Genomic DNA, 14885 nt, shown 5'->3' with positions numbered 1-14885 from the left:
TGGCGACACGGAATTTCCACTGATGAGGGTCTGATGAAAAACTGGCATTACCTAGTCTGCACCGTTCTTGCTTCTGGCATTACCGGCACGGCATACGCATCCGAAGCCGAAGCGAAGGGCGGTCAATCGCAAGAGCAGACCCCCGTTGTGACCAAAGCCCCGGCCGGCAAAGCCTTCAGCACCGGCGTAGCGAAAGGCCGCGATCTGCTCGACACGGCGATTTCGGCGAGCGTCATCGACGAGGTTGATCTCAAGAATATCTCGGCAACTTCGATCGCCGGGATATTGCAGAACATCCCCGGCATCCGTTCCGAGACATCCGATATTGACGGCGTCTCCTCGATCACCGTGCGCGGCCTGCCGCTGGCGGCAACAGGATCGAAGTTCCTGCAAATCCAGGAAGACGGCCTGCCCGTCCTGGAATTTGGCGACATCAGCTTCGCAACGCCCGACACGTTCGTTCGGGCCGACCTTACCTTGTCGCAGATCCAGGTGATCCGAGGCGGGTCTGCTTCGACATTTTCCTCGAACTCGCCCGGCGGTGTCGTCAACCTGCTTTCCAAGACCGGTGAGACGCAAGGCGGCACGATCCAGCTTTCCAGCGGCCTTGGCCACGATCTGAACCGGATCGATCTGGAATATGGCAGTCCGCTCGGTGAGGGCTGGCGCTTCCACGTGGGTGGTTTTTACCGACAGGGCGAAGGTCCGCGCGAACTTGGTTATGACGGATTTCGCGGCGGGCAGGTCAAGTTCAACGTAACCCGGCAACTGGCCGATGGATACATTCGCATTTATGCAAAGTATCTCGATGATCGCCAGATCAACTATTCGCAGACGCCGGTATTGCTGACAGGGACCAACGACAAGCCTGTCATAACCGACATTCCCGGTCTGAGCGCACGGGGTGATGTGCTGGCCTCCGGGTTTACCTCGCAGTTTCTGGCGGTTGATCGCAACAACGGATCGGAATCCGTCGACAGCCGTGACGGCATTCATGCCATCGTCAAGGCGCTCGGCTTCGAAGCGCAGTTCGATGTGGCTGGCTGGACGGTCAGCAACCGCTTCCGCCATGCCGACATCGGCGGGGAATACAACGAATCATCCCTGGCCCTGACCGCACCAGCCAGTGTCATCGCCACGACTTTCGGCGGACCTGGCGCCACACTGTCCTATGCCACCGGGCCAAACGCCGGGCAGCAGATCCTTGCCCCGGACAGTCTCAACGGCAATGGATTGCTGGCAGTTCGCACCCGAATGCATGCCACACTCGACGATATCAGCAACACCACCAACGATCTGCGCGCCAGCCGCGTCTGGCCAGTGGGTGGCGGCAAGCTGACCACGACGATGGGATTGTACACTTCGTCACAGCGCATCGAATCGACCTGGGGATTTGTCGGGACGGTCAGCGATGTCGTGGGCGGCGGCAAATCCGCAGCGGTCGATGTAACCACCGCCGCCGGTATCCGCCAGACCGATGGTGGCACGCAGGCATATGGTTTCAGCCTCGGCCTGCCGCTCGCCACGGCCCATGACTCCTATAACCTCACCTATCGCGTGACTGCCCCCTACGGTTCGATCAACTACCAGATCGGCAAGCTGGCCATCGGCGGCAGCGTCCGATTTGATCGCGGCACGACCAAGGGCACGGTCATCAGTGCAAGCCTTGGCGACGGACGCGTCGGGGTCGGTTCGGTCGATGTCAACGGCGACGGCGTGATTTCCGCGGCGGAATCCCGTTCCGCCATCCTGCCGCTGGATCGCCCCGGCACGGTCGATTACGGTTACGATTACCTCTCGTATTCTACCGGTGTGAATTACCGGATGGCCGATGCGCTGTCGGTATTCGCGCGGTACAGCCGTGGCGCGCGGGCCAATGCCAACCGTATCGTCAGAGTTCCGAACATCGATTTCGGATCGGGCCAGTTAGCAGATCCGGCGCTTGCATTCGGCGTCGTGAAACAGGCTGAGGGCGGCGTGAAGTTCCGGCAGGACGGACTGAGCGTATTCGTTACCGGATTCTGGGCTTCGACGGTCGAACGCACTGTCCAGGTGGCCGCAAACGCCACCGGGGAATCGGTAATCCTGAATATCGATCGCACGTACAGCGCCAAGGGCGTCGAACTTGAAAGCGAAGTCCGTCGGGGACCGTTTTCGATGATGGTCGGGGCCACATGGACCCGCGCCGCAATCGACAAGGACGTTTCCAACCCGGCGCTCAACGGCAACCGCCCGCGTCACATCCCGACCCTGTCGTTTCAGGCGCGCCCGCAAGTGCAACTGGACCGCGTAACCTTCGGCACCGTGATCAACGGCACCGCCAGCAGCTTTGCCCAGGATACCAACCTCCTGAAACAGCCGGGCTATGTACTGGTCAGCCCGTTCCTTCAGGTCCGTCCGACAGAGCGGTTCCAGATCGGCATCAATGCCTTCAACGTCTTCAACAAGTTGGCCATCGTGCAACTTGCTTCGGCGGCAATCCCGGCATCGGGCATTGCCAACGCGCAAGTGATGAACGGACGAACCGTCACGGCATCTGCCCGCTTCTCGTTCTGACGCCGCTATCGGACCCGTCCTTCGCGGGCGGGTCCGACCCTTCTGGTCGCAAAATCAAGGTGCAGCCTGTGTTCGAAAACATGAACATCCCCCGCAAACTCGGATTCGCGTTCGTCGCGCTGAACGTCACCGCCGCGCTGATGATGATCGTCTTCGGGATCAGCCTGGCGATGGTAGGCAACATCTCGGTGCGCAATACCGAGGCGCAGGTGGTTCTCGCCGATACGCTGTCGCTGGAAACTGCACTGCTGCGCCAGAACAGCCAGATGCGGGGTTTCCTCATCACCGCGGACGAATCCTATCTCAAATCCTATTACGAAGGGCGCGACGATTACGATGCGGCCTCGGCCAAGCTCGAATCGCTGCTCGACGAGGAGCACAAGGGACTGGTGCGCGAATCGCGCAAGGAAACCGAAGCATGGCGACAGAACTGGGGCGACAAGACCATCGCCATGGTCAAGGCAGGCCAGCGCGATCTGGCGCAGGAGACCGTTCGTTCAGCAGGAAAGGCCGTGCTGGTCAGCGCCGCGGTTCTCCCCTTGCGCGAAATTCGCGACGATCATGAAAAGCTGATCGCACAGAACACCGCATCGCAGGACAGCGCGATCTTCTTTGCATGGCTGGCACTGGGTATCGGCGGCGCCACGCTGATCGGGCTGACCCTGATGCTGTCGCGCAAGCTCAGCACCAACATCGCACGGCCGATTTCGGAAATGACCGAAACGATGACCGCACTGGCCCGCGGCGAGAACAATCACCCCATTCCCGGCACCGGACGTGCCAACGAACTGGGCGACATGGCCAAGGCCGTCACCGTTTTCCGCGATGCAGCTCTGGAACGTGCGCGCGCAGTTGCCCAACGCGAACAGGCGATGGCCAAGATCGGCGAACAGTTGCATGCCGTGGCCAATGCCGATCTCAGCGTACGCCTTGTCGATCTGCCGCCCGCCTTCGCCACCGTGGCCAACGATTTCAACGATGCCATGTCGCGGCTGTGCGATGCCATGGGGCAGGTGCAGGACAGCATCAGCACCATCGATCTGACCTCCAGCGAAATTCGCCAGGCCACGACCGATCTTGCAACCCGCAGCGAGCAGCAGGCCGCCAGCCTCCAGGCTTCGTCCAGCGCGATGGATGATCTTACCAACAAGATCGAGGACTATGCCAAGATTGCAGGCGAGGTAAGCCATTCCATGGTCGAAGCGCGCGGCGAAGCCGAAAGCGGCGGCGCGATCGTCGGCAAGGCGATCGAGGCGATGGACAAGGTCGAACGCGCCAGCGCCGAGATTTCGGACATCACCACGATGATCGACGGGATTGCGTTCCAGACCAACCTTCTCGCGCTTAACGCAGGCGTCGAGGCCGCGCGTGCAGGTGAAGCGGGCAAGGGCTTTGCGGTCGTGGCGTCCGAAGTGCGGGCACTGGCGCTACGCGCAACGGAAGCCGCCAATGCCATCAAGCAGCGGGTTCAGGCCGTAACCACTTATGTCCAGTCGGGCGTAGGGCTGGTCAACGAAACGGGAACCGCGCTCGAACGCATCATCAACCGCGTCGCCACGGTCACCACATCGATTTCCAGCATTGCCCAAACGGCCGAACAGCAATCGCAGACGCTGCGCAAGATCAACGTGGCGATCAACGCCATGGACCAGATGACCCAGCAGAATGCCGCGATGGTCGAGGAAACCAACGCCGCCACCAAGAACCTGACGACGGAATCCACCCAGCTTTCGCAGGCTTTTGCCAGCTTCAAGATCGGCGATGAAAAACCGCACCTGATGCATCGCGGCTATGCCGCACCGGCCCCTGTGGCCGCACCCCGGCAAGCATCGCGCGTGGCCCCTGCGCCTGCACCAAAGCTCGCAACCATGGGCAACGCTGCACTGGACGCGGACTGGTCGGAATTCTGATTACGCGCCCCGCCCTGCGTCAGCGTTCCGGCTCCTGATGGAGCCAGGCCGCCTGGCGCGGGGCGCGGCGGGTGCGGCTCCATTCCTCCAGCATTTGCGGCGCCAGCGCCTTCAACTCGGCATGCTGGTCCGGCGTACCGATATTGCAGGCCAGTTCCAGCCGGTGGCCATTGGGATCGAAGAAGTAGATCGAGCGGAAGATGCCGTGATACGTCGGCCCCAGCACTTCCACGCCCTGTGCCTCGATATGGGCCTTCGCCGCCAGCAGCGCGGCCTCGTCAGGCACTTCGAAGGCAATATGCTGAACCCAGGCAGGCGTTGCCGGATCACGCCCCATCGCAGGCTGGTTCGGCAATTCGAAGAATGCGAGCACATTGCCGCCGCCCGCATCGAGAAACACATGCATGTAGGGATCGTATTCACCGGTGGAGGGCACCTTGTCCTCGGCGAAGGCGGTGACGTAGGCCATGCCCAGCACACGGGCGTACCATTCGACAGTCTGCGCTGCGTCCCGGCAACGGTAGGCCACGTGATGAATACGCGACAGGTTCGGGGCTGTGGTCACCTGGCGTCTTCCACCTGCAATACGCCCCGGCGCATCTGGTCGCGCTCCATCGATTTGAACAGGGCGGTGAAGTTGCCGTTGCCAAAGCCTTCATCGCGCTTTCTCTGGATGAATTCAAAGAACACCGGGCCGATAACCGTCTCGGAGAATATCTGCAGCAACAGGCGCGGATCGCCGTCCTCGGTCGAACCATCGAGCAGGATTCCGCGCTTCTGGAGTTCGTCCACCGGCTCGCCATGTCCCGGAAGCCGCTCTTCCAGCATCTCGTAATAGGTGGCAGGCGGCGCAGACATGAACGGTGTGCCCAGTGCCTTCAGCTTGTCCCAACACCCTGGCAGATCGTCACAGGCAAAGGCGATGTGCTGGATGCCCTCGCCATTGTAGGCGCGCAGGAACTCGTCGATCTGTCCCCCGCCCGCCTTTCCTTCCTCGTTCAGGGGAATGCGGATCAGCCCATCTGGCGCGGTCATCGCGCGGCTGGTCAGGCCGGTATATTCGCCCTTGATATCGAAATAGCGGATTTCCTTGAACCCGAAGATCCGCTCGTAAAACGCTGCCCAGTGGGCCATGCGCCCCCCATAGACATTGTGCGTCAGGTGATCGATCGTGTGGAAGCCCGCGCCCGCCGGATGCCTGTCCACGCCCGGCAAATAGCGGAAGTCGATGTCGTAGATCGAGATGTCCTCGTCGTAGCGATCAATCAGATATATGATCGAACCGCCGATGCCGCGAATTGCGGGCAGGCGTAACTGCATCGGTCCGGTCTCGACATGGACCGGCTCCGCCCCCCGCTCGACCGCCACTTGATAAGCCTTTGCCGCGTCCTTTACCCGCCAGCCCATCCCGCAGGCTGAAGCGCCGTGCTCTGCGGCAAAATAGGCTGCCGGGCTGCGCGGTTCGTAATTGGCGATCAGGTTGATCCCGCCCTGCCGCCACAAGTGCACGTCTTTGGTGCGGTGATCGGCGACATGGGCAAACCCCATGGCAGCGAAAACAGGTTCCAGCAGACCCTTTTCAGGCGCGGTGAACTCGATGAATTCGAAGCCATCGAGGCGCAGCGGATTTGGCAAGCCTGTAGCGGGGGAAACGTCCAACGGCATCGCTCCTTTATTTCGTTTCACTTGATACCATTTTTCGCAAAGAATGTCACCTCCGATCTCGCCGATGACTTAACGCCACCCTTTTTGTGATGTTATCTTGTATCATCAAACGAATCGCATTATTGGCTCGCCCATATCGAAAGGGATCGCCACCGATGAAGTTTCCAGCCCTCCTCGCAAGCTGCTCAGCCCTCGCCGCCTTCGCCCTGGCTGCGCCAGCATCGGCTGAAGACGGTGAACAGGACACGCACGTCCAGCCATCGTCGCAGATCGTCGTCACCGCCGCGTTCAACCGTGATCGGCAGGATGTCATCTCCGGCGTTTCGGTCCTGCAAGGCGAAGCGCTGACCCAGTCGCTGCGGCCCACGCTGGGCGAAATGCTTGATCGCACACCCGGCGTTTCGGCCACATCGTTCGGCCCCAACGCCTCGCGCCCGGTCCTGCGCGGGCTTCAGGGTGAACGCGTACGCATCCTCACCGACGGCATCGGGGCGTTCGACGTATCGAACACCAGTGCCGATCATGCCGTGGTGATCAATCCCCTGCTGGCCGAACGCATCGAAGTGCTGCGCGGCCCCGCGACCCTGCTATTCGGCTCATCGGCCATCGGCGGCGTGGTCAACGTGATCGACAAGCGCATTCCGCGCGTCATCCCCGAAGAACCGGCCCACGTCGACATGATCGCCAGCTATGGCTCGGCCGCCAATGAACGCGCGATCGGCGGCGCGGTGGATGTTCCACTCGGCGGCAAGTTCGTCATCCACGCCGATGGCAGTTACCTCAAGACCGGCAACCTTCGCGTCGGCGATTATGTGCTGGCCCCCCGCGCCCGGCTGACCGCACTGGCCAATGCTGGCAGTGAAACCGAGGATCAGATCGCCGAAGGCATCGATTTTGCCGCCAATGCCGCGCTGAAGGACAAGCTGCCCAATTCGCAGGCTGAAACATGGACAGCGGGCGTCGGTGCATCGCTGATTACAGAAACCGGCAATCTCGGCATCGCCTACAGCCGCTACGACAGCCTCTACGGCATCCCCGTCCGCCATGCGATCCAGCCGGATCAGGAGCAGGAAGGCCCACGCCTCGATGTGGTGCAGGACCGCCTCGATCTTCGCGCCGAAGTGGAAACCGGCGGCAGCCTGATCAAGTCGATCCGCGCCCGCGCGGGCTTTGCCAGCTATCGCCACTTCGAACTCGAACCCGATGGCGCGGTGGGCACCGCGTTCTACAACAAGGGGCTGGAGGGCCGCGTCGAACTGGTGCAGGCAGACCGGGGTGCGTGGAAGGGTGCCAGCGGCGTCCAGTACTTCTCACGCGATTTCAACGTGATCGGCGATGAAGCCTTTCTCCCCAGGAACTCCACCCAGCAATTCGGCGTTTTCACGCTCCAGCAGCTCGATTTCGGCGCGCTCAAGCTGGAAGGCGGCGCACGCTACGAACACTCCGTTCTGGAAGCCAAGCCCCTGCTTGACCAGACTCAGTTCTTCAGCGGCAAACGCACGTTCGATACCGTCTCCGGTTCGGTCGGCGCATCCTATGCGCTCACGTCCGACTGGCGCTTTGGCGTGAACCTTTCGCGCACGGTGCGGGCGCCATCGGGCGAGGAACTGTTTGCCAACGGACCCCATGCGGGTACGCAGGCGTTCGAAGTGGGGAACCCCGATTTCCGCACCGAACGCGCATGGGGCCTCGAAGCCGTGCTGCGCGGGCGCGGCGAAGGCTACAGCCTCGAAGCATCGGCCTATCATAGCTGGTTCAGCAATTTCATTTATGAAAACCTGACTGGCGCGGTCGAGGACGGACTGCCGGTATTCCAGTTTGGCCAGGCCGATGCGCGCTACTATGGCTTCGAAATTCAAGGCACGGCCACGCTCGCCAGCTTCAACGGAATCGATCTCGTCGCCGATGGCCTGGCCGATTACGTCCACGCCAATATCAAGGACATCGGCCCCGCCCCGCGCATCCCGCCGCTGCGCCTGCAGGGCGGCCTCGCGCTCAACGGCAGCAAGATGGACCTGCGCGGCGAAGTGGAATGGAGCGACAGCCAGACCCGCACCACCGCGTTCGAAACGCAGACCGGCAGCTTCACGCTGGTCAATGCCGAAATCAATTACCGCCCGTGGGGCAGCACCCGCCCGCTCTCGTTCGCGCTGTCGGCCAACAACATCTTCGATGTCGACGCCCGCCGCCACGCCTCGGTCCTCAAGGACTTCGCCCCGCTTGCCGGACGCGACATCCGCATTACCGCGCGGGCAAGTTTCTGAACTGAAAAGGGAAAAAGTGGTGGACCCGTCGGGACTCGAACCCGAGACCTACAGATTAAAAGTCCGTTGCTCTACCAACTGAGCTACGGGTCCACACCGCTCTGATTCATGCGCGAACCACTGCGTGGCGCGTCACCTAGGGGGCGCGGCGCGGCGGGTCAAGCGGGCGAACAGATGTTTGATCGTCAACCCGGTCAATGGATCGCGCCAGCCGGGCGTTACGCTGACAGCCGGGCGCAGCACGAAGGCACGCTTGCGGAATTCGGGGTGCGGCACGGTCAGCCGGTCATCCGCCCAGCCCCCGCCCGACCACAGCACGATATCGAGATCGAGCGTACGCGCGCGCCAGCGCTGGCCCCGGCGGCGCCTGCCAAAGCGGGTCTCGATATCCTGCAACAGATCCAGCAGTTGCAGCGGTTCCAGCACTGTCTCGATCAAAGCCGCGCCATTGGCGTATTCGCGCAGCGATGGTCCCAGCGGACGGCTGCGCAGGATCGGGCTGGCAGAATGCATCGTAACGCCCTGCGCATCGAGTTCCGCCAATGCCGCCCGCAGGATCGCCTGAGGACTGCCATGGCGCGCATGCCGCTGGTTCGATCCCAGCGCGATCACATAGCGGTTCACACGTCCTCGGACAGACGCGTGTAAAGCTGCGGGCGACGGTCGCGGAAGAAACCCATTCCGGCGCGGTGCGTGGCGGCACGTTTCAGGTCGATCGTGGCCAGCAGTCCGCCGATTTCGCTTGCGCCGAATTCCGCGATGAAATCGCCCCATTCATCGCTGATGAAGCTGTGACCGTAGAATCGTTGCCCGTCCTCGCTACCGATGCGGTTGGCGGCGATCACCGGCATGCAGTTTGAAACCGCATGGCCCAGCATCGCGCGCCGCCACATGCGGCTGGTGTCGAGATCGGCGTCATAGGGTTCGGTGCCGATGGCAGTGGGATAGAACAGCAGTTCCGCCCCCATCAGCGCCATCGCGCGCGCGCATTCGGGATACCACTGGTCCCAGCAAACCCCGACGCCGATGCGCGTACCGAACACGTCCCACACCTTGAACCCGGTGTTGCCGGGGCGGAAATAGTACTTTTCCTCGTACCCTGGGCCATCGGGAATATGGCTTTTGCGATAGATGCCCATGATCTCGCCATCCGGGCCTATCATCGCCAGCGTATTGTAGTAATGGTGCCCGTCGCGCTCGAAGAAACTGGTCGGGATGGCGATGCCCAGCGCCTTGGCAAGTTTGCGCATTTCGCGCACCGATGGGTCCTGCTCCAGCGGATAAGCAAGCGAAAACAGCGCTTCGTCCTCAACCTTGCAGAAGTATGGCGCGGCGAACAGTTCAGGCGGCAGCACGATCTGCGCGCCGTCTTTGGCCGCCTCCTCCACCAGTGCGGCAACGGCAGCGATATTCTCGGCCTCGCCCGCATTCAGGGCAAGTTGCAGGGCGGCGACGGTGATCTGGCTCATGCCGTGTGACCTAAGCCGCCGCCCGCATCAATTCAACCGTCGCCGCGACCTGTCATATCATGGCCGCTTGCGGAACAGCAGCGTCATGCGGTCGCTTTCACCGATGGCTTGCATCTTCGCCTTTTCGGCATCGTCCTTGGCACCGTCCATCGCAGGCGGCAGCGTCCACACGCCGCCCGGCCAGTTGGCGGGGTCCTTGGGATTGGCATTGGCCTCGCTTTTGCCTACGAAAGTGAAGCCGTTCACTTCCATGAACTTGATCACGTCGGCCTCGCGCAGATAGCCCTTGCTGCCATCGGTGAACGCATAGGGCGCATCGGCCCTGGCACGGTGCTGTTCAATGCCGATCATGCCATCGGGCTTGAGCATATCGCGCATCTTCTTGATTTCGCTGTCCGCGATGTTCCAGCGCATCAGGTTGTGCATCATCCGCATGATCAGGATACGGTCAAAGCTGCCCTTCTCGCCTTCGGGCACGGCATCGAGCGTATATCCGGCAAACCGATCTGCCGGTTGGCCCGACCAGCCGGCAACATCAGCCGGAAACTTGGCAGCGCCCGCCCGGATCCCGGCTTGCGACTTTTCGTTGAACGCGCCCGATGTCGGATCGAAATACAATCCCACCAGCTTGCCCTTCGGCCCAAGGTACAGCCCCAGCAGGCGCGAATACCAGCCGCCGCCGGGCGCGTATTCGCCCACCTTCATCGTCGGGGCCACCTGGAAGAAGGCCAGCGTTTCATCCGGGCGGCGATACTTGTCGCGCAACTTGTCGGTCTCGCGCGATTTGTCAGCCACGGCAGCGGCCAGCGCAGGATCGATCGCAGGCTTTGCCATGACATGCCCTTCATGCTGGGCAAGGGCGGGCGCGGACAGCCCAAGGCCGGCGATCAGGGCAAGAGTGGCAAGGCTGGCTTTGCGCATCACAGGATTCTCCTTCGTGCCGATGACAAGCGGGATGCGCCTGCCTATCTTGCAATCGTACAAGGAGAATAAGACGCATGAGCGAACAAGCAACGGCCATTCTTGCCGGCGGGTGCTTCTGGTGCACGGAAGCCGTGTTCCGCGATGTGATCGGCGTATCGCAGGTCGAAAGCGGCTATCTTGGTGGTAGCGTCGAGAACCCGACCTACAAGCAGGTCTGTTCGGGCAGCACCGGCCATGCCGAGGCAATCCGTGTGACCTTCGACCCTGACGTGGTCAGCTATGGCGAAATCCTCGACATGTTCTTTGCCACGCACGACCCTACGCAACTGAACCGCCAGGGCAACGATGTGGGCACCCAGTACCGCTCCGCGCTGTTCCCGCTGGACGAAGCGCAAAAGGCCGAGGCGGAAAAAGCAATCGCGCGCAATCAGCCCAACTGGCCCGCACCGATCGTGACGACCATCGAAAGCCCGGCGACATGGTATCCTGCCGAGGATTACCATCAGGAATATTGGCAGGGCGAAGGCCAGCGCAATCCCTATTGCCTTGCCGTGATCCCGCCCAAGCTGATGAAACTGCGCAAGAGCTTCGCTGAGAAAGTGAAGGCTTAGGCTTTCACCCAGCGCGCGGCGAAGAAGCCGTCGATTCCGCCGACTTCGGCCAGCATGCCGGGGTCGGCGCGGAAGTAGCCGTTCGCAGTTGAAACACCATCAGGCACTTCTGCCGCAGTGACGGGCTGCGCGGTGAGCAAGCCGAATGCATCGGCTTGCGCTTCGGCTTCTTCGGGTTCCAGCGAGCACACGGCGTAGACCAGGCGCCCGCCGGGTGCGAGCCAACCGGCCGCACGTTCCAGCATCGCGCGCTGCAACTCGACCAGTTCGCCCATATTCGCCAAGCGGTGCAGGACATCGGGATGGCGGCGACAGGTGCCAGTGGCGCTGCATGGCGCGTCGAGCAGGATCGCATCAAACGGTGCGTCCGGCGTCCACGTCAGGACATCGGCCACCACAACATCGGCTTCCAGCCCGCTGCGCTTGAGGTTGTCGTGCAACCGCTCCACCCGGCGGGCGGATTTGTCGAGCGCGGTAACTTTCCAGCCCGCCGCTGCCAGTTGCAGCGTCTTGCCGCCCGGTGCGGCGCACAGATCGAGCGCGCGCTGCCCCTGCCCCCGATGGCCCTGCCCCTCACCCAGCAGCCGTACAGGCACACTGGCGGCCAGATCCTGCACCCACCAGGCGCCTTCGGCAAAGCCGGGCAGTGCCTCGACCGATCCGGCCCGCGCAAGGCGAACATGGCCCGGCGCCAGAGACTGCCCGCCAAGCGTCTCGACCCACTGCGCCGTCTCGCTGGCATCGCGCAGGGTCAGGTCGAGCGGCGGCGGTTCGGAAAGGCCACGCGCGATCATTTCGACGCGATCCGGCCATGCCGTGTCCCAGCGATCCGCGACCCCATCAGGCAGGCTTGGCGATTCGGGCAGTTTCGGATTGGCTCTGGTCACCGCCGAGAACACACCATGCGCCAGACGGCGCGGTCCGCCCATCAGCAAGGGCAGCCCGGTGGCGACCACCGCATGGCCCGGCAGGCCCAGCCGCAGCGCCTGCGCCAGCATGATCCGCAGCACATTGCGCGCCTTGGCATCTTCGGGCAGCACGGTCTTCGTTGCCTGATCGATCAGCGCATCGAGGTCCGCCATCCAGCGCAGCGCTTCTTGCGCAATGGCCGTGGCCAGCGCCCGGTCATCGCCACGCTCTATCGCGCGCAGGATTGGGGGAGCTGCCTGATCCAGTGGTTCGCCGCGTCGCAGAACGGCGTCAAGCAGGCGCAAGGCGGCAAGGCGTGCGGGAACGCCGGGAATCTCGTCTGGGTTGTTATTACGGGCCATGGACGGGGCCTATCGGCGCTGCTGCCCCAAATGGCAATTGCGCTTCGCCGAACGAAGGCCCATTTGCAACACCATGACCAAGCCAACGCCCCGCGCCACCACCCGCCCGGCGGAATTCATCCGCCCCGATCACTGGACCAACGATCCCGCGCCTGCGCCAAAGCCGGTCGAACACGGCGATGATCCCGATGGCCTTGATCCCACCCGCTTCGGCGATTGGGAAAAGAACGGTATCGCCATCGATTTCTGAGGCTCAGCCTTCGATCACACCGGCTGCCGGGTGGTGCTTGTCGAGGTGCTTGCGCAAAATCCGCAGGTTCTTGGAATTCGAACGGAAGAAGAAGTCGAACGCATCGCCCACCAGAGGCACCGCGCCAATCGCCGTATCGAACGCCACGTTCGCGCCCATGCGCCACAGTTTCCACTTGGGCAGGCCAAGGTTGCGCGCTTCCCATACCACATAGGCGCCCATCGCCGCCGTCATCACGTCGCCCAGCACCGGCACCAGTCCGGCAATGGCGTCCAGACCCACGTCTCGGCGGATCACCGGGATCCTGAAGCTGCGTTCCAGCAATTTCTCCAGCATTTCCAAGCGGCTGCGCACCGATGCAGGATCATTGCCAAGGCCGGGCAATTCAGGCCGCATCCGCTCAGGACGGCGCATGGCAGAGGGCGGGATGGCGGAAAGGGGCTTGTCCATGAACCCTATTTGGGGAGCCATGCCAGCGGAGGCAAGGGATGCCACCCCCATGGGTTCTGTGCAAAGCCGCTGGTGCCGCTGCGCACCATCGACCAGCGCAGCGGCCGGGCAATCGGGATGAAGCCGTTGGCCGCAGTGATCTCGGCCTCTGCCTCGGCCAGCAGTCCCGCGCGCGCCTGCGGATCGGTGGCGCGGCGGGCCTCGGCCACGCGCTCGTCACCAATCGGGCTGCACACCGCCTTCTGCACCGTGCACGAAAGCTGGTTGAGGAACCACGTCGCGCGGCCATAACGGGCTGTTACGTCAATCAGCCGCAAATCGGCGCGATCGCGTTCGGGCACACGCCGGACGGCAATGCCGATTCGCGCAAAGCCATCGCGCAGGGCGTCGAACACGATGCTGGAGCCTTGCCCATCGGGCATGGCCACGTTCAGCGTCGGGAGAGGCCGTCCGGCACCTTTCCACGCCGCCACCCGCGCCGCACCTTGTGCCTGCCGCTGCTCAAGGCTCATGCCCTGCCAGCGTTCGCCGATGGTCCCCAGATCGTCCTCCACATCGGGCGAGACGATCCGCGTGGTCGGTTGCCAGCCGCCGATGCCGAAGTTGCCCAGCAAGGCATCGCGATCGATCGCCATGGCCAGTGCCTCGCGGTTGGCAGCGTCTGCCAGGAAACCATCGCTCCGGTCGACCATCAGCCCGAACAGGCCGGTAACAGGATCAAGCCGCACGTTGCCGCGCGTCAACCCGATGCGCCCGGCCAGTGGCACGGTATCGATCTTGCCACCCAGCAGCACATCGACATAGCCATCGTTGAACAGCGCAACAGCCTTGGCCGGGGTCGCGAACGTCAACGCCAGCGGCCGGGCACGCCTGGCGAAATTGGCCTGCTTGGGCAGCCCGCGCTGTTCGGGCGGAATCAGGACCAGTTCCTGTGCGCCATCTTCTCCCAACGTGATCGCCATCGGTCCCACGCCCTTGCCGCGATAGGGCAGGCCAAGTTCGGGCTGGGCCAGCAGCGTCAGCAATTCCGGCACTGGCGCCGCAAGGTCGAATTCGATCACGCGATCCGCCATGACGCGAATTTCATCGATGGCGGCCAGGTCCAGCCCCAGCGCCGTACCCTTCAGCGCGGCAATCGCCTTGCGCAGGGCGCTGGCCGCAGTATCGGCGGTGATGCGCTTGCCATCGGGCCACGTCCCGTCGCGCAGGCGGAAGATATAGCTCTGCCCGTTGTCGGTCACGATCCAGCGGTCTGCCAGCGCAGGCACGACCCGGCCTTGTTCGTCGAAGCCGACCAGCCCCTCTGTCGTGGCGGAACGGACCAGTTGTGCCGGTGGAGAAAGCCGCACCCCGCGCTCTTTCAGCGCAGCCGAATCGCCCATGACCGCCACGGCCAACGCCCCATCCTGCCCTTTGCCGCATGCGCCAAGGGCAAGGACCAGCATCACGATTGCGGAGAAACGGGCGACCATGGCATCAGCCTAGCAGAAGGCCGGGATGAGGTCAGGTCCAGAG

General features: G+C 63.0%; 13 protein-coding genes and 1 tRNA gene. 5 read left to right on the top strand and 9 right to left on the bottom strand.

All coding sequences use genetic code 11. The features are described 5' to 3' along the window. Nucleotides 1-33: 33 nt before the first annotated feature. Nucleotides 34-2556 carry a TonB-dependent receptor domain-containing protein gene (locus LUA85_RS02665; protein WP_231466793.1) on the top strand — a complete coding sequence of 841 codons (2523 nt, stop codon included), beginning with the start codon at nt 34-36 and terminating at the stop codon, nt 2554-2556. Nucleotides 2557-2636: 80 nt separating this feature from the next. Then, nucleotides 2637-4466, top strand: a complete 1830-nt coding sequence (locus tag LUA85_RS02660) for a methyl-accepting chemotaxis protein (RefSeq protein WP_231466792.1) — start codon at nt 2637-2639, stop codon at nt 4464-4466. Between the two features lie 19 nt (nt 4467-4485). On the opposite strand, the gene LUA85_RS02655 is transcribed toward LUA85_RS02660, so the two are convergent. Together LUA85_RS02655 and hppD are read right to left on the bottom strand one after the other, a co-directional pair. Further along, a complete protein-coding gene (locus LUA85_RS02655) occupies nt 4486-5031 on the bottom strand; it encodes a VOC family protein (protein ID WP_231466791.1) in 546 nt (181 codons plus the stop codon). Continuing rightward, nucleotides 5028-6125 (bottom strand): 4-hydroxyphenylpyruvate dioxygenase, encoded by a 1098-nt coding sequence (hppD, locus tag LUA85_RS02650; RefSeq protein WP_231466790.1) that lies wholly within the window; start codon nt 6123-6125, stop codon nt 5028-5030. The genes LUA85_RS02655 and hppD overlap by 4 nt, the downstream gene beginning before the upstream one ends. A gap of 161 nt (nt 6126-6286) precedes the next feature. Between hppD and LUA85_RS02645 the strand changes: the two genes are divergently transcribed. Beyond that, a complete protein-coding gene (locus LUA85_RS02645; RefSeq protein WP_231466789.1) occupies nt 6287-8395 on the top strand; it encodes a TonB-dependent receptor in 2109 nt (702 codons plus the stop codon). Nucleotides 8396-8412: 17 nt separating this feature from the next. Here the strand turns inward: LUA85_RS02645 and LUA85_RS02640 are convergent. The 4 genes from LUA85_RS02640 to LUA85_RS02625 all read right to left on the bottom strand — a co-directional run bounded on the left by LUA85_RS02640 (nt 8413) and on the right by LUA85_RS02625 (nt 10785). Next, nucleotides 8413-8488: transfer RNA gene (locus LUA85_RS02640), tRNA-Lys, on the bottom strand. 39 nt (nt 8489-8527) lie between these two features. Further along, complete coding sequence (gene folK / locus LUA85_RS02635; RefSeq protein WP_231466788.1) at nt 8528-9019, bottom strand: 2-amino-4-hydroxy-6-hydroxymethyldihydropteridine diphosphokinase; 492 nt, start codon at nt 9017-9019, stop codon at nt 8528-8530. Next, entirely contained in the window at nt 9016-9864 is an 849-nt protein-coding gene (gene aguB, locus LUA85_RS02630) for an N-carbamoylputrescine amidase (RefSeq protein ID WP_231466787.1), read from the bottom strand. Before aguB ends, folK begins: the two co-directional genes overlap by 4 nt. A 57-nt stretch (nt 9865-9921) precedes the next feature. Then, nucleotides 9922-10785: a class I SAM-dependent methyltransferase gene (locus LUA85_RS02625; RefSeq protein WP_231471743.1), complete on the bottom strand. Its 864-nt coding sequence runs from the start codon at nt 10783-10785 to the stop codon at nt 9922-9924. 77 nt (nt 10786-10862) lie between these two features. Here LUA85_RS02625 and msrA point away from each other — a divergent pair, with 77 nt between their 5' ends. Next, nucleotides 10863-11399 carry a peptide-methionine (S)-S-oxide reductase MsrA gene (msrA, locus tag LUA85_RS02620; protein ID WP_231466786.1) on the top strand — a complete coding sequence of 179 codons (537 nt, stop codon included), beginning with the start codon at nt 10863-10865 and terminating at the stop codon, nt 11397-11399. On the opposite strand, the gene LUA85_RS02615 is transcribed toward msrA, so the two are convergent. Next, on the bottom strand, nt 11396-12670 hold the full coding sequence (locus LUA85_RS02615; protein WP_231466785.1) for an RsmB/NOP family class I SAM-dependent RNA methyltransferase: 1275 nt from the start codon (nt 12668-12670) through the stop codon (nt 11396-11398). The two genes, msrA and LUA85_RS02615, sit on opposite strands and share 4 nt — an antisense overlap. Before the next feature lie 73 nt (nt 12671-12743). Here LUA85_RS02615 and LUA85_RS02610 point away from each other — a divergent pair, with 73 nt between their 5' ends. After that, nucleotides 12744-12920, top strand: coding sequence for a DUF1674 domain-containing protein (locus LUA85_RS02610; RefSeq protein ID WP_231466784.1), 177 nt, complete (start codon nt 12744-12746; stop codon nt 12918-12920). A 3-nt stretch (nt 12921-12923) separates the two neighbouring features. Here the strand turns inward: LUA85_RS02610 and LUA85_RS02605 are convergent, their stop codons facing one another. Beyond that, the gene (locus LUA85_RS02605) at nt 12924-13370 is read right to left on the bottom strand and encodes a DUF4112 domain-containing protein (RefSeq protein WP_371823637.1); all 447 of its coding nucleotides are present in this window, start codon (nt 13368-13370) and stop codon (nt 12924-12926) included. Nucleotides 13371-13375: 5 nt separating this feature from the next. Then, nucleotides 13376-14842 (bottom strand): ABC transporter substrate-binding protein, encoded by a 1467-nt coding sequence (locus tag LUA85_RS02600; RefSeq protein WP_231466783.1) that lies wholly within the window; start codon nt 14840-14842, stop codon nt 13376-13378. Between the last annotated feature and the right edge of the window lie 43 nt (nt 14843-14885).

Source organism: Novosphingobium sp. CECT 9465, from assembly GCF_920987055.1.
In the GTDB taxonomy this organism is placed as follows: domain Bacteria; phylum Pseudomonadota; class Alphaproteobacteria; order Sphingomonadales; family Sphingomonadaceae; genus Novosphingobium.
Note: the sequence above shows the minus strand (reverse complement) of the source record. Positions and strands in the feature narration are given on the sequence as shown.